This window comes from Actinoallomurus sp. CA-150999, from assembly GCF_050942425.1.
Classification (GTDB): Bacteria; Actinomycetota; Actinomycetes; order Streptosporangiales; family Streptosporangiaceae; genus Actinoallomurus.
The window spans coordinates 3,250,026-3,266,374 of the sequence record NZ_CP192063.1 but is presented as its reverse complement, the minus strand read 5'-3'; the positions used below and the strand labels follow the sequence as shown (position 1 = coordinate 3,266,374).

The window sequence follows — 16,349 nt, the reverse complement described above, 5'->3', positions numbered from 1 at the left end:
CGGGGGGACGACCCCCCGCACCCCCCGGCAAAACCAGCCTCATTCGTTCGCTTCGCTCACTCATGAGGCCATCAACTCGCAGAACCGGTCGAACAGGCCGGTGGCGTCGTGCGGGCCCGGCGCGGCCTCCGGGTGGTACTGGACGCTGAACGCCGGCCGGTCGAGCAGCCGCAGCCCCTCGACGACGCCGTCGTTGAGGTCGACGTGGCTGACCTCGGCGCGGCCGTACGGCGTGTCGAACGGGCCGTCCAGCGGCGCCTCGACGGCGAAGCCGTGGTTGTGGCTGGTGATGTGCACCCGCCCGTTGGCACGGTCCTGCACCGGCTGGTTGACGCCCCGGTGGCCGAAGCGCAGCTTGTACGTACCGAGGCCGAGCGCCCGGCCCAGCATCTGGTTGCCGAGGCAGATGCCGAACACCGGCGTGCCGGAGTCCAGCACGCCGCGCATCGACTCGACGGCGTAGCCGCAGGCCGCCGGGTCGCCCGGCCCGTTGCTGTAGAAGACGCCGTCCGGCCCGACGGCGAGGATCTCCTCGGCGGTCGCGGTCGCGGGCAGCACGTGCACCTCGCAGCCGCGCTCGGCCATGCGCAGCGGGGTCATCGCCTTGATGCCGAGGTCGATCGCCGCCACCCGGTAGCGCACCTCCCCCTCGGGCCGCACGACGTACGGCTCGGGCGTGGACACCACGCGGGCCAGGTCGGCACCGATCATGTCCGGGCTGGCCAGCACGCGCTCCAGCAGCGCCTCGGGGTCGGTCTCGGCCGTGCTGACCCCGGCCCGCATGGCGCCCTTGTCGCGCAGGTGGCGGGTGAGCGCCCGGGTGCCGTTGATCGCGATGCCGACGACGCCGTACTCGCGCAGTTCGTCGTCGAGCGAGCGGCGCGCCCGCCAGTTGGAGACGATCCGGGACGGCTCGCGGACGACGTACCCGGCGACCTGGACGCGGCCGGACTCCGGGTCCTCGTCGTTGACGCCGGTGTTGCCGATGTGCGGCGCGGTCATCGTGACGATCTGCCGGTGGTACGACGGGTCGGTCAGCGTCTCCTGGTAGCCCGTCATGCCGGTGTTGAAGACGATCTCCCCGAACGCCTCGCCCTCGGCGCCGTACGCCGTGCCGTGGAACGTCCGGCCGTCCTCCAGGACGAGCAGCGCGGGTTTGGTCGCGGAACTCAAATGACCTTTCCTTCCAGGACGGTGGGGCGGCCGCGCAGGAACGTCGCGCGCACCCGGCCCGGCAGCGTGAGCCCGACGAACGGGGTGTTGCGGCTCTTCGAGGCGAAGGCCGCCGGGTCGACGGCCGTGCGCGGGGCCGGGTCGTACAGCGTCACGTTCGCCGGGGCGCCGACCTCGATCGACTGGCCCTGGCCGGTGAGGCGGCCGATGTGCGCCGGCCGGACCGACATGCGGTCGGCGACGCCGGCCCAGTCGAGCAGGCCGGTCTCGACCATGGCCTCCTGGACGACGGACAGGGCCGTCTCCAGCCCGATCATGCCCATCGCCGCCGGCGCCCACTCGGTCTCCTTGGCCTCGGCCGGATGCGGGGCGTGGTCGGTGGCGACGCAGTCGATCGTGCCGTCGGCGAGGGCCTCGCGCAGCGCCTCGACGTCGGCCTTGGTGCGCAGCGGCGGGTTCACCTTGTAGACCGGGTCGTACGTCTCGGCGAGCTCGTCGGTCAGCAGCAGGTGGTGCGGCGTGACCTCGGCCGTCACCTGCCAGCCCTTGCTCTTCGCCCACCGGAGGATCTCCACCGAACCGGCGGTCGAGACGTGACAGACGTGCAGCCGGGAGCCGACGTGCGCGGCGAGCAGGCAGTCGCGGGCGATGATCGCCTCTTCGGCGACGGCGGGCCAGCCGGCCAGGCCGAGCCGCCCGGAGACCTCGCCCTCGTTCATCTGCGCGTGCTCGGTGAGCCGGGGCTCCTGCGCGTGCTGGGCGACGACGCCGTCGAAGGCCTTGACGTACTCCAGCGCGCGGCGCATCAGCACCGCGTCGGACACGCAGTGGCCGTCGTCGGAGAACACCCGGACCCGCGCGGCCGAGTCGGCCATCGCGCCGAGCTCGGCGAGGCGCTCGCCCTCCAGGCCGCGCGTGACCGCGCCGACCGGGTGGACGTCGCAGTGGCCGGCCTCCCGGCCGAGGCGCCACACCTGCTCGACGACGCCGGCCGTGTCGGCGACGGGCTCGGTGTTGGCCATGGCGTGGACCGCGGTGTAGCCGCCGGCCGCGGCGGCGCGGGTGCCGGTCTCGACCGTCTCGGCGTCCTCCCGGCCCGGCTCGCGCAGGTGGGTGTGCAGGTCGACCAGGCCCGGCAGCGCGATCAGGCCGCCGGCCTCGACGACGGTCGCCTCCGGCGCGGTCAGGCCCGCGCCGATCTCGGCGACGACGCCGTCGCGGAGCAGGATGTCGGCGGGCGCCCCGCCGACGATCCGCGCGCCCTTGATGAGGAACATCACGCCTCTTCCCTTCTCGATGCGTCGCCGCCGGTCCGTGCCCCGTCGCCGTCGCGCGACACCTCACCGCGGCCGGAGGCGTCGTCCTGGCGGGAGGCGTCGCCGCCCCGGGCGACGTCGCCGCCGATGGCCGGCTCGGAGCCGCCCAGCAGGAGGTAGAGCACGGCCATCCGGACAGTGACGCCGTTGGCGACCTGCTCGACGATGGTCGAGCGCGGCGAGTCGGCGACCTCCGCGGCGATCTCGACGCCGCGGTTCATCGGGCCGGGGTGCATGACGATCGCGTGGTCCTGGAGCGCGGCCAGGCGCCGGGCGTCCAGGCCGTACCGGCGGCTGTACTCGCGGACGGTCGGGAAGAAGGCGTCGGTCATCCGCTCCTGCTGGACCCGCAGCATCATCACGACGTCGCTCTTGGGCAGGACCGCGTCGAAGTCGTACGCGACCTCGCACGGCCACGTGTCGACCGCGACAGGGAACAGCGTGGGCGGCGCGACGAGCGTGACCTCCGCGCCGAGGGTGTTCAGCAGCAGCACGTTGGAGCGGGCGACCCGGCTGTGCAGGATGTCGCCCACGATGGTGACCCGGCGGCCGTCGAGGTCGCCGAGCCGCCGGCGCATGGTGAACGCGTCGAGCAGCGCCTGCGTCGGGTGCTCGTGCGTGCCGTCGCCGGCGTTGACGACGCTGCCGCGCACCCAGCCGGCGAGCCGCTGCGGCGCGCCGGAGGCGTTGTGGCGGATGACGACGCCGTCGGCGCCCATCGCCTCCAGGGTCAGCGCGGTGTCCTTGAGGCTCTCGCCCTTCGACACGCTGGAGCCCTTGGCCGAGAAGTTGATGACGTCGGCCGACAGCCGCTTGGCGGCGGCCTCGAACGAGATGCGCGTGCGCGTGGAGTCCTCGAAGAAGAGGTTGACGACGGTGCGCCCGCGCAGCGTGGGCAGCTTCTTGATCGGGCGATCGGCGATCCGGGACAGCTCTTCGGCGGTGTCGAGGATGAGCAGCGCGTCGTCCCGGGTGAGATCGGCCGCCGAGATCAGGTGGCGCTTCACTTGGGGACCTCCAGCACGACGGCGTCCCGGCCGTCGGTCTCGGCGAGCAGCACCTTGACCTTCTCGCGGGTGCTGGTCGGAAGGTTCTTACCGACGTAGTCGGCGCGGATGGGCAGCTCCCGGTGGCCGCGGTCGACCAGGATGGCGAGCTGCACGGCGCGCGGGCGGGCGAGGTCGTTCAGCGCGTCGAGGGCCGCCCGGACGGTACGGCCGGAGAAGAGGACGTCGTCGACGAGGACGACGACGCGGTCGTCGACCCCCTCGGGCGGCAGCTCGGTGCGGCCGAGGGCGCGCGCCGGGCGCAGGCGCAGATCGTCGCGGTACATCGTGACGTCGAGCGAGCCCCACGGGACGGGGGTGCCCTCGACGTCGGTGATCCGCTCGGCCAGCCGGGCGGCGAGCGTGACCCCGCGTGTCGGGATTCCGAGCAGGACGATGTCGCGGCCACCCTTGGTGCGTTCGAGGATCTCGTGAGCGATCCGAGTGAGCGCGCGCCGGATGTCGGGGGCCTCGAGAACGGTCTTGTGACTCACATCACTATCGGGTGACGGTCCGTGCGCGGGCACGGAGGCAGCACTCACCTCGATAACCTCCTTTCCCGCCTCTCTGGACGGGTCTTAAAGGACGTCGGGCGCTATCACGGTAGCAGCCCGGACGTACACGCCCCGCACCGGCACCGTCACGTTTTCGCTGGTGACGACGCTGCGCAAGCGGGCCGCCGGACGCCGGGCCGGGGATATGGCAAGCTTTTACCCAACGGTCGGCGGCCCCCACGGCGTCGGCCCACCGGATCCCGCGAGCCCGTGCGGGCAAGGGGTTCCGGGCCCTCCGAGCCCCTCGTCGGAGCCCCTCCGAGCGCCGACTGTTTCGCCGCTTTTTTCCAATCAGCTTGACCTGGGGCTCTACCCGTTTTACCGTCACTGTCCGTAACCATCCCTGGAGATGGACCCCTCGGGCAGTCGGCCCCCCGGCCGGCTGAGAGTGCGCCTGCATGGGCACACCCGTCTCGGGGCGGCGGGGGTTCCCCGTCCGGGTCCCCTCCCGGGGCCACTATCGACGACGAGAAAGTGAGCCTGGGGGCCGCGATGCCGTCTGAATACGCTAAGGCTCTCGGCGCGAGACTTCGCGCCATCCGTACCCAGCAGGGCCTGTCCCTGCACGGTGTGGAAGAGAAATCACGTGGCCGCTGGAAGGCCGTCGTCGTGGGTTCGTACGAGCGGGGCGACCGCGCCGTCACCGTTCAGAAGCTGGCCGAGCTCGCCGAGTTCTACGGCGTGCCGGTATCCGAGTTGCTCCCCGGTGGAGCCGCGCCGAGCCCGCTCGGCCCGACGCCGAAGCTCGTGATCGATCTCGAGCGACTCCAACAGCTTCCGAAGGACAAGGCCGGTCCCCTCGCCCGTTACGCCGCGACGATTCAGAGCCAGCGGGGCGACTACAACGGAAAGGTCCTGTCCATCCGGCAGGAGGATCTGCGTTCGCTGGCGGTGATCTACGACAAGTCACCGACAGAGCTCACCGAGGAGCTGATCGGCTGGGGTGTTCTCGATCCTGAGGCACGCCGCGCCGTCGAGGCGTTCTGATCCAATCTCCTGGTCATGCGGCACCTCGGATCGCCGCATGATCGATGCGTCGTGACGGAGCCCGTCCGGCATTCCACCGGGCGGGTTTCTTCATGCCCGCGCACGCCTGCACGCCTCTCGGGGCGTGCTCCCCGGCTTCAGCGCCACCCGTGGCCGTTGGCGGAGCCGACCGTCTTCGCCGCCGAGATCACCGCCTTGCCACAAGCACCCTTCTGCAGCGTCGGGTGCCGGCTGCCGACCATGCCGAGCCCGGCGTACGCGCGGCGGCCGAGCAACGGGCGGGGGATCCCGAACGAGGCCGCCGACACCGACGCGGCCTACCAGCTCAGCGGGCCTGCGGAATGGTGGCGCCGTCCGCCGGGCCACCGTGTGCGCCGGGCCCAGGGGGTGTAATGCGGTGGACGAGCCGGGCCGCCCGTCGCTATCGTGCGCCCCATGTCGGGTCCTGAGGCGTCCAGACGCTAGCCACCGGTCCGTCGGTGGCTTCTCGTGATGTCCCGCGGCAGCGCCGTGGCTGAGGCCGCGCGCCGTTTCGCCGCCGGATCACCGTCGTACGGATCGGTTCTCCCCAGGAGGCCCATGGCCTCGGCCGTCTTCGTCGTGCCGAGCCCGGCCTCCTTCACCCGGTAGCGCCCGCCCCGTTCCCCGCCGCGTCACGCGGCCGGTCCCGGACGCCGTGTCGGCGCGCCGTGTCCTCGTTCCGACGCGGTTCTGGAGTCTCCGCTCATGCCCTTCGTCATCTACGTCCTCGGCCTCACGGTGTTCGCCCAGGGGACGTCCGAGTTCATGCTGTCCGGGCTGATCCCGGACATCGCCCGTGACCTGAAAGTGCCCATCCCGGCCGCCGGCGCGCTGACGTCGGCTTTCGCCATGGGAATGATCGTCGGCGCGCCGCTGATGGCGGTGCTCAGCCTGCGCTGGCCCCGGCGGCGGGCGCTGCTCGTCTTCCTGATCGCGTTCATGCTCGCGCACGTCATCGGAGCGATCACCGGCAGCCTCTCCGTGCTCCTGGTGACCCGGGTGCTCGGGGCGCTGGCCAACGCCGGTTTCCTCGCCGTGGGCCTCGCGACGGCCACCGCTCTGGTCCCGCCGAACACCAAGGGGCGGGCGACGTCCGTCCTCCTGGGCGGCATCACGCTCGCCTGCGTCGCCGGCGTGCCCGCCGGAGCCGTGCTCGGTCAGGCGCTCGGCTGGCGGTCGGCGTTCTGGGCCGTGGCCCTGGTCTGCCTTCCGGCCGTCTTCGCCGTGCTGCGTTCGGTGCCGGACGCCGCGCGGGCGACCGGCGGCGGGACCCGTCCCAGGGCCCGGCGCGAACTGCGGGCCCTGCGGAGCCCGCGGCTGCTGGTCGTACTGCTGCTGGCCGCGCTGGTGAACGCCGCCACCTTCTGCACGTTCACCTACCTGGCCGTGCTCGTCACCGACGTCAGCGGCTTCTCCGAGGACTGGGTGCCGGGGATGCTGGCGCTGTTCGGTCTCGGGTCGTTCGCCGGGGTGACGATCGGCGGGCGCCTGTCCGACACGCGGCCGATGCGGGTCCTGGTTCCGGGCGGGATCGCCCTGCTCGCCGGGTGGGTACTCCTGGCCGTGACCGCCGGCAGCCCGGTCGCCGTCTTGGTTCTCGTCTTCGTCCAGGGAACCCTTTCGTTCGCCGTCGGCTCGACGCTGATCGCCCGGATTCTGTACGCGGCGACGGAGGCGCCCTCACTCGGCGGATCCTTCGCGACCGCGGCGCTCAACGTGGGCGCCGCCGCCGGTCCCGCCATCGGCGGCGGCACCATCGCCGCCGGGCTCGGCTACCGCTCGCCGCCGTGGGTCAGCGCCCTGCTCGTCGCGGCGGCCTTCGGCACGGCGGGCCTCGCCCAGGCCGTACGGCGCGTTCGGACCGCACCGCGCGAGGAGGCACCGGCCTCCAAGCCCATCGGGCGGCCGGCTCGGTGACAGCGGTGCGGGATGCGCGGTGCGGAGGCACGGCACGGGGGCGCGGGGCGTGGGGGAACGGCACGCGGCCCGAGGTTCGCGGCGTGCAACGCATGGCACGCAGCACGCGGCTTTCGGCCTGCGACGGGCGGAGCGCCGCCCGGCGGCAGCCGGGCATGGTGTGCGGCCGCGCGGGTCCCGTCGCTTCGGGGGGAGGTCCACGACGGGACCCGCGGGCACGAACCGTGCTCCGGTGAAGAGCCGGTCCCCAGAAGGGGTCTTAGCCGGCGGCGGGCAGCATGGGCTGGCCCGGGACGCCGAGCGTGGTCTCGACGAGTGACACGAAGATCTCCGCGTCGCGCAGGAGCTCATCGGCCTCATCCGCGGTGACCGCGCGCGGCAGGCCGGCCTCCGCCGCGGCGCGCTTGTCCGCGCCGGCGGCGAAGAACGCCGCCCACTCGCGCAGCGCGGGCTCGGCCTCGGGGAGCAGCACCCAGACGCTGCGCGGTCTACCACGGGTGCGCGATCCGGGATCGGCGCGCTCGGCGAGCACGGCTGCGGCGGCGCGCAACGCGGCCAGATGGGCTGCGACATAGCGCAGCGCCGGGGCGGCCGACTCCGCGGCCTCGATCAGGCCGCGCCGGGCCGTCTGAAGGAGTGACATCGCTGATGCGGCGGGCCTGCGCCGTGGCGCGGGACGAAGGGGGGCGGCAGTTGACGACCTTGCGGACATGACATGCCTCCTTCCGCTCGGCGGGCCCGAGGGCCCTGGGGAGGCCGGGCGAAGCGCTTCCCCTCGCCCCGCCCGGCCGTCGCATCTCGCCCGGCATGCGCTGCCCGCGAGAGACGATCCCCTCGGCGCGGGCCGCGAGTCCCGCGCCGTACTCGAACACAGGTTCGAGTACGTACCTCAGTAAAGCGTCCGACGCCGCATTCGTCAACGCGTTCGAATAGATGTGTCGTCGCAGTTCGGAACCTCTTACCTCGCCACCGGCCGTAGGGTGCTGCCATGCACCCCAACGTCGAACATGTCGCCGCCCGCCTGCGCGAACTGGGCGCCACCGGACAGGTCCGCGAGCTTCCGGAGGCCGCCCCGACGGCCGCCACCGCAGCGGCTCAGCTCGGCTGCGACGTCGGCGCCATCGCGAACAGCCTGATCTTCGCCGCCGATGGCGAGCCGCTGCTCGTACTGACCAGCGGAGCGCACCGGGTGGACACCACCGGGCTCGCCGAGCGGATCGGCGTCGCCCGGATCAAGCGGGCCGACCCCGAGTTCGTGCGGGCGGCCACCGGACAGCCCATCGGAGGCGTCGCGCCCCTCGGCCATCCTCAGCCGGTCCGCACGCTCGTCGACGAATGGCTGGCCAAGTACGACGTCGTCTGGGCCGCCGCCGGACACCCGCACACCGTCTTCCCCACCTCGTACGAGGAACTGCTCCGCCTCACGGGCGGCACGCCCGTCGAGGTCGAGTGAGCGGGATCCACGGGGATCAGCGGGCGCCGTGATGGGCCCGGAACGCCGCGCGGATCGCGGCGACGAACTCACCGGGCGATTCGAGCGCGAGGATGTGACCGCCCTCGGCGGTGTAGCCCCGGCCGGGCGGGTGACGCTACTTTCGGCGTCCTTCTCTCGGCCGTGGTCGCGGCGATGACCGATGGCTCATGGCGGCGGATGAAGGCATGCGCGGCCGATGACTGCCGCCATGCCTTTTACGACCACACGCGGAACCGCTCGGGCCGTTGGTGCGACGTGGCGGGGTGCGGGGCCAACGCACGGATGCGCGAATTCCGGCGACGCCGCGGCGGCCTGTCCGCGTGACCGGAGCCGGACGGTCGGTCACGGCATCGGGACCGCGTCGTCGGGGACAACGGCCGACAGGCGGTGATACAACGGTCACCGGAGGTTCTAGCGCACTCTCCGGAGCTGGTGCCCTATGGCTGGACAGGACGGTCTGCGTGCCAGTGCGGCGCGCGACAAGGATTTCGTCGGCATCGACACGGCGGCGATGGCTCAGCTGATCCAGCAGATGACGAGCGCCTCGAACGCCATCACCGCCTGGCTGCGCACCAACGCCGCGCTGCCCCCGAGCGTCCCGCGCACCGGCCTCCGCCAGGCCGCGGCGGTCGAGAGCTGGGTCCGCGCCCAGCCGGGCATGCTGGGCCGCCGACGGGCCTACGCCGACGCGCACCTGAGCAAGGGCGCCGCGGACATGCCCCGGGTCGGCGTGGGCCGGCTCGGCGGCCGTCCGGGCCGTACGACGCCGGCGGGCGCCGGACACACGGTCGGCCACTTCCCCGACGCACACGCGGCGACCCGAGCGGGGGCCGCCGACGCCGCCGCGATCCACGGGGCGATCAGTGCCCACCGGCCGATCCCGGCCGACGTCTGGAAGCGGCTGTCGGCCAACGCCGACGACCCCGACTACGTCAAGGGCCTCTACTCCCGTCTCGGCCCGGCCGGCAGCGCCGACCTGATCGCCGCGGCGCCGGGCCACGAGGCGCGCCTCGCCGCCGTCCGGGAGTCGCTGGGCCTGGCGAGCCATCATCTGCGAATGGACGAGAAGTGGCTCCGCGAACTCCTCGCCGAAGCCTCGCGGAAGGGCGTGCACGACGACGTCGTCCACGTGCTGGAGCACGCCGGGCTCGACCGGCGCGCAAAGGTCGCCCTCGGCCACATCGGGCTGACGCACCTGGCCGCGATCCCATCCGGGCACCGGATCCCCACTCCGCGCCCGCCGCACGAGGCGATGATCCGCCCGGCCGCCACGGACCCCGAGGCTGCGGCCGAGCTCTACACCCGTCACTCCGGGACCGTGCACCGTGCCTTGGCGGCCTGCCCGAGCTCGGCGGCGCTGCAGCACCTCGTCGGCCACGCCACGACCGCCCACGCCACCGCCGATCATGCCGCGGCCACCCACGCCACCGCCGGTCATGCCGCAGCCGCCCACCCGGCCGACGCCCACCATGCGACCACCGACACCCAGACCGCCACAACCGCCGCCCCCACCCACGTCGCGGCCGCCCACCCCGCCGACGCCCACCATGCGGCCACCGACGCCCCCACCCACGTCGGGGCCGCCCATCCTGCCGACGCCCGCGGCGCGGCCACGGTGGGCGCCCACACCGCCGGTCCCGCCCCGGCGACCGACGCCGGCCACGCGATCGGTGCCTCGCGCGCGGCCGACCAGGTGGTGGCCACCGGTGCCGCCGGGCACGACGCACCTGCCTCGGGAGCGCCGGCGGCTCAGGACCCGGGGATTCAGGCCCTGACCGCCGACGGTGTGGCCGCCCACGACGCCGGGAGGGACGCATGAGGGAGCGAATCGAAAGCACAGCGCGCCTGACCACTCCTCCGACGAAGGAGGGCCCATGAGCGAGCGAAGCGAACGAATCGAAAGCACAGCATCCCTGGTCATTCCTTCGACGCAGGAGGACCCATGACCGCTTATCCGCCCTCTCCGGGCACCCTCCGTCCGCCTACGGAGCCGCCGGCCGGTCCGCCGGGCAGTCCCGCCCAGCAGCCCAACCCGGAGTACGCCGAGCTGTACGCCGCGTACGAGCGCGCCTACGCGAGCGCGGATTCGCTGGAGGCCGCGCTGGATCCGCCGTTCCGTACGGCCGGCGACGCCTGGGTGGGTCCGGCCGCCCGCACGTGGCAGCAGCAGCTCGAGACGGAGCGCGGTCAGCTGAAGAAGGCGGCGGCCCAGATTCTGTGGGACATTTACGGCGCACTGTCGAAAGTCCCGCCATATCTACCAAAGTGAGCCACGTGAGATCAGCCTTCGGAGCCCGGCGGGACACCGCGCCACAGATACGGGAGATCGACAAAAGGACGTTCTTCCGGCGGCTCGACGCGATGCTGGCGACCTATGCGGCGGCGATGAAGCCGCCGACCGAGCAGATGCCGGGCCGCCGCACCATCATGGAGCGCCACACGGCGTACCCCGGCTTCCGCGCGTTCGTCGCCGGGCGTCGCCGCGACGTGAACGGCTTCGCGTACGGCTTCCACGGCGAGCCCGGGCAGTGGTGGCACGACGTCGTCCACGCGGCGCTCACCGAGACCGGTGGCGCCGCGCACGCCCGGCAGTGGATGGACGACACGTTCGAGGTCGCCGAGCTGCACGTCCACCCGGACAGTCAGGGCCAGGGGCTCGGCCGGAGGCTGATCACCACGCTGTGCGCGGAGCGCCCGGAGCACACGGTCGTGCTGTCCACGCTCGACGCCCAGACGCCCGCCCGTAACCTCTATCGCTCCCTCGGCATGACGGACCTGCTCACCGAATTCCAGTTTCCCGGGGGCGGGCCGCTCTACGCGGTGATGGGCGCGCGACTCCCGCTGACCTCCAGGCGCTCGTAGACCTCGTCGCCGCGATCATCTCCCACCGCCACGCCTGCGTGCACTCCCACGGCGAGTCGGGCACGAGCGCTCGCCTGGTGCCACTGACCGTCAACGGCCTCATCTGGGCCGCGTCGATGGTGATCTTGGATTCGAACCGGCGTGCCAGGCCCGTACCACCCCTGGCGGCGATCAAGGCACTCGCAGGCCGCCCGCGGATCGTCCGCCTGCCGCCGAATTGTCCAGAAACCTGCCGTAATCTGACGTTATCCTCGGCTTGACTAGTCTGCTTTGATGCGATTTGTCCATCGATACGGAGTTTTCTCCCTCGCCATGCTCGGTGGGATCGCGCTCCGGATGCTGGCGATGCTCGGCTATCGGCCCGCCCTGTGGTTCGTGGGCGACTCGTACACCTACCTCGCGATGACGCTGCGCTCGGCGCTACGGCCGGAGCGCCCCGGCGGCTACCCGCTGATGCTGCGGGCGCTGGAGCCCTTTCACAGCTTCGTGGTGGTGGTCGGGGTGCAGCACTCGTTGACGCTGGCCACGGCTGCGATGATCTATGTCCTCCTGCGGCGCCGCGGACTGCCCGACTGGGGAGCCACCCTGGTCGTGCTGCCCGTACTGTTCGACGCCTACCTGATCCAGCTCGAGCACCTTCTGCTGTCCGACATCCTGTTCATATTCCTGGTCGTGTCGGCGCTCACCGCGCTTCTTTGGCATGAGCGCCCCACCGTTCCGCTCGCGACCGCCGCAGGCGTATTGCTGGCACTGGCCACCCTGACGCGGACCGTCGGGTTCGCCCTTCTGGTCCTGCTGCCATGCTGGCTGATCGTGCGACGCGCGGGCTGGCGGGCGCTCGCCGTCACGGCGTTGACGGCCGTGCTGCCGCTGGGCGCGTACGCCATCTCGTACCACTCCCGTTACCACCGGTACGCGCTGAGCGGCGCGGGCGGGGTGTTCCTGTGGTCGCGCGCGATGTCGTTCGCCGACTGCGCGAAGATCCACCCTCCCGCCGGAGAGACGGCGCTGTGCCCCGTGCCCGGACTCCCGCGCATGCGGCCGGAGACCTACGTCTGGAACGCGTCCTCGCCGATCAACAGACTTCCCACGTTCCGGTTCAGCGATTCGAACAACACACTCGCACAGGACTTCGCGGAGCGAGCGATCCTTGCCCAGCCCGGCGACTACCTGTCCGCGGTCGCTCACAGTGTCACCCGAAGCTTTCGCTGGAGCCCCACAGAGGACTACGGCGTCGCACTGCGCTATGAGTTCCATCAGAAGGAGCCGGCACCTCCGATCGTGCACTCCAGCACCATGGACAACGCCCGAAACGACATGGCGGCCTACGACCACCGGCCACCGCAGGCACCGCGTGTCATCGAGCCCTACGCGGGCTGGATCCGCGGATATCAGCGCCACGTCTATCTGCCCGGACCGGTCCTCGGTCTCATGCTGCTGGGCGGGCTGGCCGGAATCGTCGCCGCCTGGCGCTCCTGGGGCGGGCCCGCGCTTCTTCCGTGGGCGGCGGCGATGGTGCTGCTCATCCTGCCGCCGGCCACGATCGACTTCGACTACCGGTACGTCCTGCCCGCGATTCCCCTCGCCTGTCTGAGTCTCGGCATCGCCCTCGCGCGAGGCGTACGGGCACCCGCGCCCTGGGACGAGACCGGCTCATGTGACCGGCCGGCGGCCGACGGTTCGCCGGACCGCCGGACCCAGCCGTCGCATGTGCCCGACTAGTGGCCTGAGCAGCGCCTACGGCACCAACAGGTTGCGACGGCTCCCGCTGACCTCCAGGCGGTCGTAGACCTCGCGCGTCGCGGTCGATTTGTTGAACGTGATGAAGTGGATGCCGGGCACGCCCTCGTCCAGCAGCGTCTGGCACAGCTCCGCGGCCTGGTCGATGCCGAGCCGGCGCACCGCCTCCGGGTCGTCGCCGACGGCCTCGAACCGCTCGGCCAGCTCCGGCGGGAACGGCGCGCCGGACAGCTGCTCGGAGCGTTCGATCGTGCTGAGCTTGGTGACCGGCATGATGCCCGGGATGATCGGCACGTCGCAGCCGTGCGCGGCGACACGATCGCGCAGCCGCAGGTAGTCCTCGGCCCGGAAGAACATCTGCGTGATGGCGTAGTCGGCGCCGGCCCGGCACTTGCGCACGAAGTGCAGGGTGTCGCTGTCGATGTCCGCCGACCGCGGGTGCTTGTACGGGAACGCGGCGACGCCCACGCTGAAGTCGCCCGCCGACTTGATCAGCCGCACGACCTCCTCGGCGTACTCGACGCCGTCGGGATGCTTGACCCACTCCCCCATCGGGTCGCCGGGCGGATCGCCGCGCAGCGCGAGCAGGTCGCGCACGCCGACGGCGGCGAACCTGCCGATCAGCTGCCGCAGCTCGCGGATCGAGTGGTTGACGGCGGTGAAGTGCGCGACGGGGGTGAGCGTCGTATCGGCCGCGATCCGCTCGACGATCTCGACCGTACGGTCGCGGGTGCCGCCGCCGGCCCCGTACGTGACCGAGACGAACGTCGGCTGCAGCACCTCGAGCCGGCGGATCGCCTGCCACAGGTTGCGGACACCCTGCTCGGTCTTGGGTGGAAGGAATTCGAAGGAGAACGTGGGCTCGCCCGCGGCGAGCACTTCCCGGATCGTGGGGCGAGCGGACGTCATGCAGACCAGGGTAACGGGACGGGCGTTAAGGCCCACTAGTCTCATTCGTATGACCCCCAGTCGCGTTCGTAAGGAGGTCGACGCGGCGCTGTACGCCTTCGTCGACCGGCAGCGCCCCGTACTGAGCGATGTCGGCCGCGACCTGACCCCGATGCTGACCGCACTCGACGCGCTACTGGCCGGAGGGAAGCGGCTGCGGCCGGCGTTCTGCTACTGGGGCTGGCGCGGCTCGGGCGGCGAGGACCGGCCGGAGATCTTCGCGGCGGCGGCCTCGCTCGAGCTCCTGCAGGCGAGCGCGCTGATCCACGACGACGTGATGGACGGCAGCGACACGCGGCGCGGTCAGCCCGCCGCCCACCGCCGGTTCGAGGCGCTGCACGCCGAGTCGGGCTGGCGCGGCTCGGCCGAGGCGTTCGGCGCGGGCGCGGCGATCCTCCTCGGCGACGTGTGCCTGTCCTGGTGCGACGAGATGTTCCAGGGCAGCGGCCTGTCACCGGAGGCGCTGCGCCGTGGACGGCCCATCTTCGACGTCATGCGCACCGAGGTGATGTGCGGGCAGTACCTCGATCTCGTCGGGCAGGCACGGGGGTCGGGAGTGGACGGCCGGGCGATGGTGGAGGCGGCGCTGCGCGTCGTCCGGTTCAAGGCCGCCAAGTACACCGTCGAGCGGCCGTTGCAGCTGGGTGCGGCGCTGGCCGGTTCCGGGGCGATGGAGGAGCTGTCGGCGTACGGCATGCCGCTGGGGATCGCGTTCCAGCTGCGCGACGACGTCCTGGGGGTGTTCGGGGATCCGGCCGAGACCGGCAAGCCCGCGGGCGACGACCTGCGCGAGGGCAAGCGGACCGTTCTGATCGCGCTGACCCTCGAGCGGGCGGATCCGGCGCAGGCGGCGACCGTGGAGCGGCTGCTGGGCGACCCCGCGCTCGGTCCCGACGGGGTGGAGCGGCTCCGGTCGATCATCGTGGAGACCGGCGCGCTGGACGCCTGCGAGCGGATGATCGAGCGGTACACCGACGAGGCGTCGAGCGCGCTGGCGAGCGCGCCGCTCACGGCAGAGGCCCGCGCGGCCCTGTCGGAGCTGACGATCGCCGCCACGGCCCGGAAGGTCTGACCCCTCCTGACCTGGACCTCCGCACAAGATCCAGATTCGCCGGACAAGCGGGGTTTGAGTGCTTAAGAATGAGGGCATGACAAACCGATTGCACGCATGAAGCTCGACACGCCGTACCCGCCGCGTATCGCCGAACCCGTGGCCCGAGTGTGCGCTTCCGCGCCCGCGCCGCGACGGAGCCCCCGCAGCCGGAGACTGATTCTCGCGCTGGCCTTGGTGGCGGTCGCCGGGTTCCTGCTGGGCCTGGGCCTGCCGGCCCATCCCTGAATCTCGCCTGACGCGGCGGCGCGTTCCCCGAGCAGACGCCGGCCAGACCGGCCACCAACCCGACACAACGAAGAGCCCCCGGAGAGCGGTCCGGGGGCTCCTGTCATGCGGGGAGGGCTCAGAACACGCGCTTCGGCGTGACGTGCACCAGCTTGCCCTTACCGAGCTTCAGCGTCACCTCGGTGGCCGCCGTCTTGAAGAGGCCGCCCTTGGGGTTCAGCACGAAAACCCCGGGGCGAACCGGGACGAGGCGGGTGGCGACGGCCTTCTTGCCCTTGTAGACCTTGATCGTGAGCACGACCGTGGCCTTGGACCTGTTGAGGCCCTTGGCCGTCACGACCGTGGTCTTGGCCGCGAAGGTGACGGTCCCGTTGACCCGCGCGGTGGCCTTCTTCGCGGCGTTGGAGACGGTGTAGTGCCTGGTGACCGGCTTGGTCGGCTTGGGCTTGGCGGTGGCGGCCTCGGCGGTGCCGGCGGCGCCCATGAGGGCGACGCCCGACACGATCGTGGCGGCGACCGTCTTGCGAACGAGCGACATGCGCTTCTCCTTGTGCGAAAGGGGATTCGGCCGTGTCCCGGGCGACCCTTGCCCGCGGCCGGACGCGAAGTTACAAGCTCTTTGATCTTGCTTGGAAGACCTCGCGGCGAAGTTGATCCAGAAGTCCCCTACCAAGAAGACCGGAATAGTCCGGAAGACTCATCGCCCAAACCCATCGGACCTCGTGAAGAGGGTGAATCACGGGCTCCCGCGCCGGCGGCGGGAGAATGGTCAGGAGGACTCTGGCGCGCTCGGGCCGGGTCTGCTACCAGTGCGGCGGGCGGTCCTCCAGCAGGCGGGCGTCGTCGTCATCGTCCAGGGAGTAACCGCCCCAGCCGAGCTCGGACTCGTCGCGCGTCTGGTCGGGTAGCACCGCCAGATCGTCGTCGTCGGCCAGCTCAACGAAGCGCTCATCGTCAGGGTTGCCGATCACG

At 71.9% G+C, this 16,349-nt stretch carries 19 protein-coding genes and 1 pseudogene; 11 read left to right on the top strand and 9 right to left on the bottom strand.

Annotated elements, in window-relative coordinates; translation table 11 throughout:
* Nucleotides 1-60 precede the first annotated feature (60 nt).
* The 4 genes and pseudogenes from carA to pyrR form a co-directional block, all read right to left on the bottom strand.
* The gene (gene carA / locus ACQP2O_RS15560) at nucleotides 61-1,173 is read right to left on the bottom strand and encodes a glutamine-hydrolyzing carbamoyl-phosphate synthase small subunit (RefSeq protein ID WP_433184765.1); all 1,113 of its coding nucleotides are present in this window, start codon (nucleotides 1,171-1,173) and stop codon (nucleotides 61-63) included.
* Nucleotides 1,170-2,450, bottom strand: coding sequence for a dihydroorotase (locus ACQP2O_RS15555; RefSeq protein WP_433191033.1), 1,281 nt, complete (start codon nucleotides 2,448-2,450; stop codon nucleotides 1,170-1,172). The genes carA and ACQP2O_RS15555 overlap by 4 nt, the downstream gene beginning before the upstream one ends.
* Before the next feature lie 137 nt (nucleotides 2,451-2,587).
* Nucleotides 2,588-3,496, bottom strand: a pseudogene (locus ACQP2O_RS15550) (aspartate carbamoyltransferase catalytic subunit); the annotation flags it as partial.
* On the bottom strand, nucleotides 3,493-4,029 hold the full coding sequence (gene pyrR, locus ACQP2O_RS15545) for a bifunctional pyr operon transcriptional regulator/uracil phosphoribosyltransferase PyrR (protein WP_433184762.1): 537 nt from the start codon (nucleotides 4,027-4,029) through the stop codon (nucleotides 3,493-3,495). The pseudogene ACQP2O_RS15550 and the gene pyrR, both read right to left, overlap by 4 nt.
* Before the next feature lie 552 nt (nucleotides 4,030-4,581).
* Here pyrR and bldD point away from each other — a divergent pair.
* A complete protein-coding gene (gene bldD / locus ACQP2O_RS15540) occupies nucleotides 4,582-5,076 on the top strand; it encodes a transcriptional regulator BldD (RefSeq protein WP_252782932.1) in 495 nt (164 codons plus the stop codon).
* 137 nt (nucleotides 5,077-5,213) lie between these two features.
* Here bldD and ACQP2O_RS15535 read toward each other — a convergent pair whose 3' ends face one another.
* A complete protein-coding gene (locus ACQP2O_RS15535; protein ID WP_433184759.1) occupies nucleotides 5,214-5,384 on the bottom strand; it encodes a hypothetical protein in 171 nt (56 codons plus the stop codon).
* A gap of 418 nt (nucleotides 5,385-5,802) precedes the next feature.
* Between ACQP2O_RS15535 and ACQP2O_RS15530 the strand changes: the two genes are divergently transcribed.
* A complete protein-coding gene (locus ACQP2O_RS15530) occupies nucleotides 5,803-7,014 on the top strand; it encodes a Cmx/CmrA family chloramphenicol efflux MFS transporter (protein WP_433184756.1) in 1,212 nt (403 codons plus the stop codon).
* Between the two features lie 259 nt (nucleotides 7,015-7,273).
* On the opposite strand, the gene ACQP2O_RS15525 is transcribed toward ACQP2O_RS15530, so the two are convergent.
* Nucleotides 7,274-7,657 carry an SAV_6107 family HEPN domain-containing protein gene (locus tag ACQP2O_RS15525; protein WP_345431319.1) on the bottom strand — a complete coding sequence of 128 codons (384 nt, stop codon included), beginning with the start codon at nucleotides 7,655-7,657 and terminating at the stop codon, nucleotides 7,274-7,276.
* A 345-nt stretch (nucleotides 7,658-8,002) separates the two neighbouring features.
* Here ACQP2O_RS15525 and ACQP2O_RS15520 point away from each other — a divergent pair, with 345 nt between their 5' ends.
* The 7 genes from ACQP2O_RS15520 (at nucleotide 8,003) to ACQP2O_RS15490 (ending at nucleotide 13,072) form a co-directional block, all read left to right on the top strand.
* Nucleotides 8,003-8,467, top strand: a complete 465-nt coding sequence (locus tag ACQP2O_RS15520) for a YbaK/EbsC family protein (protein ID WP_433184752.1) — start codon at nucleotides 8,003-8,005, stop codon at nucleotides 8,465-8,467.
* Nucleotides 8,468-8,641: 174 nt separating this feature from the next.
* Complete coding sequence (locus tag ACQP2O_RS15515; RefSeq protein WP_433191031.1) at nucleotides 8,642-8,812, top strand: CGNR zinc finger domain-containing protein; 171 nt, start codon at nucleotides 8,642-8,644, stop codon at nucleotides 8,810-8,812.
* Nucleotides 8,813-8,927: 115 nt separating this feature from the next.
* Nucleotides 8,928-10,307, top strand: a complete 1,380-nt coding sequence (locus tag ACQP2O_RS15510) for a hypothetical protein (RefSeq protein WP_433184749.1) — start codon at nucleotides 8,928-8,930, stop codon at nucleotides 10,305-10,307.
* Nucleotides 10,308-10,430: 123 nt separating this feature from the next.
* Nucleotides 10,431-10,757: a hypothetical protein gene (locus tag ACQP2O_RS15505; protein ID WP_433184746.1), complete on the top strand. Its 327-nt coding sequence runs from the start codon at nucleotides 10,431-10,433 to the stop codon at nucleotides 10,755-10,757.
* Nucleotides 10,758-10,762: 5 nt separating this feature from the next.
* Nucleotides 10,763-11,350 carry a GNAT family N-acetyltransferase gene (locus ACQP2O_RS15500; RefSeq protein WP_433184743.1) on the top strand — a complete coding sequence of 196 codons (588 nt, stop codon included), beginning with the start codon at nucleotides 10,763-10,765 and terminating at the stop codon, nucleotides 11,348-11,350.
* Nucleotides 11,351-11,388: 38 nt separating this feature from the next.
* Nucleotides 11,389-11,610 (top strand): hypothetical protein, encoded by a 222-nt coding sequence (locus tag ACQP2O_RS15495; protein WP_433184740.1) that lies wholly within the window; start codon nucleotides 11,389-11,391, stop codon nucleotides 11,608-11,610.
* Between the two features lie 52 nt (nucleotides 11,611-11,662).
* Nucleotides 11,663-13,072 carry a phospholipid carrier-dependent glycosyltransferase gene (locus tag ACQP2O_RS15490; protein ID WP_433184738.1) on the top strand — a complete coding sequence of 470 codons (1,410 nt, stop codon included), beginning with the start codon at nucleotides 11,663-11,665 and terminating at the stop codon, nucleotides 13,070-13,072.
* Nucleotides 13,073-13,087: 15 nt separating this feature from the next.
* Here the strand turns inward: ACQP2O_RS15490 and metF are convergent, their stop codons facing one another.
* The gene (metF, locus tag ACQP2O_RS15485) at nucleotides 13,088-13,999 is read right to left on the bottom strand and encodes a methylenetetrahydrofolate reductase [NAD(P)H] (protein ID WP_433184735.1); all 912 of its coding nucleotides are present in this window, start codon (nucleotides 13,997-13,999) and stop codon (nucleotides 13,088-13,090) included.
* A gap of 49 nt (nucleotides 14,000-14,048) precedes the next feature.
* Between metF and ACQP2O_RS15480 the strand changes: the two genes are divergently transcribed.
* Nucleotides 14,049-15,110 (top strand): polyprenyl synthetase family protein, encoded by a 1,062-nt coding sequence (locus tag ACQP2O_RS15480; RefSeq protein ID WP_433184732.1) that lies wholly within the window; start codon nucleotides 14,049-14,051, stop codon nucleotides 15,108-15,110.
* A 96-nt stretch (nucleotides 15,111-15,206) separates the two neighbouring features.
* Complete coding sequence (locus tag ACQP2O_RS15475; RefSeq protein ID WP_360877866.1) at nucleotides 15,207-15,377, top strand: hypothetical protein; 171 nt, start codon at nucleotides 15,207-15,209, stop codon at nucleotides 15,375-15,377.
* Between the two features lie 118 nt (nucleotides 15,378-15,495).
* On the opposite strand, the gene ACQP2O_RS15470 is transcribed toward ACQP2O_RS15475, so the two are convergent.
* Both ACQP2O_RS15470 and ACQP2O_RS15465 read right to left on the bottom strand, forming a co-directional pair.
* Complete coding sequence (locus tag ACQP2O_RS15470) at nucleotides 15,496-15,915, bottom strand: hypothetical protein (protein WP_433184729.1); 420 nt, start codon at nucleotides 15,913-15,915, stop codon at nucleotides 15,496-15,498.
* Nucleotides 15,916-16,180: 265 nt separating this feature from the next.
* The gene (locus ACQP2O_RS15465; protein WP_433191576.1) at nucleotides 16,181-16,348 is read right to left on the bottom strand and encodes a hypothetical protein; all 168 of its coding nucleotides are present in this window, start codon (nucleotides 16,346-16,348) and stop codon (nucleotides 16,181-16,183) included.
* Between the last annotated feature and the right edge of the window lies 1 nt (nucleotide 16,349).

What these genes read in the sequence shown, in the direction of transcription:
- ACQP2O_RS15555 (WP_433191033.1), bottom strand. Translation starts at nt 2,450, where the DNA reads ATGTTCCTCATCAAGGGCGCGCGGATCGTCGGCGGGGCGCCCGCCGAC.
- bldD (WP_252782932.1), top strand. Translation starts at nt 4,582, where the DNA reads ATGCCGTCTGAATACGCTAAGGCTCTCGGCGCGAGACTTCGCGCCATC.
- ACQP2O_RS15530 (WP_433184756.1), top strand. Translation starts at nt 5,803, where the DNA reads ATGCCCTTCGTCATCTACGTCCTCGGCCTCACGGTGTTCGCCCAGGGG.
- ACQP2O_RS15525 (WP_345431319.1), bottom strand. Translation starts at nt 7,657, where the DNA reads ATGTCACTCCTTCAGACGGCCCGGCGCGGCCTGATCGAGGCCGCGGAG.
- ACQP2O_RS15520 (WP_433184752.1), top strand. Translation starts at nt 8,003, where the DNA reads ATGCACCCCAACGTCGAACATGTCGCCGCCCGCCTGCGCGAACTGGGC.
- ACQP2O_RS15515 (WP_433191031.1), top strand. Translation starts at nt 8,642, where the DNA reads ATGACCGATGGCTCATGGCGGCGGATGAAGGCATGCGCGGCCGATGAC.
- ACQP2O_RS15510 (WP_433184749.1), top strand. Translation starts at nt 8,928, where the DNA reads ATGGCTGGACAGGACGGTCTGCGTGCCAGTGCGGCGCGCGACAAGGAT.
- ACQP2O_RS15505 (WP_433184746.1), top strand. Translation starts at nt 10,431, where the DNA reads ATGACCGCTTATCCGCCCTCTCCGGGCACCCTCCGTCCGCCTACGGAG.
- ACQP2O_RS15490 (WP_433184738.1), top strand. Translation starts at nt 11,663, where the DNA reads ATGCTCGGTGGGATCGCGCTCCGGATGCTGGCGATGCTCGGCTATCGG.
- metF (WP_433184735.1), bottom strand. Translation starts at nt 13,999, where the DNA reads ATGACGTCCGCTCGCCCCACGATCCGGGAAGTGCTCGCCGCGGGCGAG.
- ACQP2O_RS15480 (WP_433184732.1), top strand. Translation starts at nt 14,049, where the DNA reads ATGACCCCCAGTCGCGTTCGTAAGGAGGTCGACGCGGCGCTGTACGCC.
- ACQP2O_RS15475 (WP_360877866.1), top strand. Translation starts at nt 15,207, where the DNA reads ATGAAGCTCGACACGCCGTACCCGCCGCGTATCGCCGAACCCGTGGCC.
- ACQP2O_RS15470 (WP_433184729.1), bottom strand. Translation starts at nt 15,915, where the DNA reads ATGTCGCTCGTTCGCAAGACGGTCGCCGCCACGATCGTGTCGGGCGTC.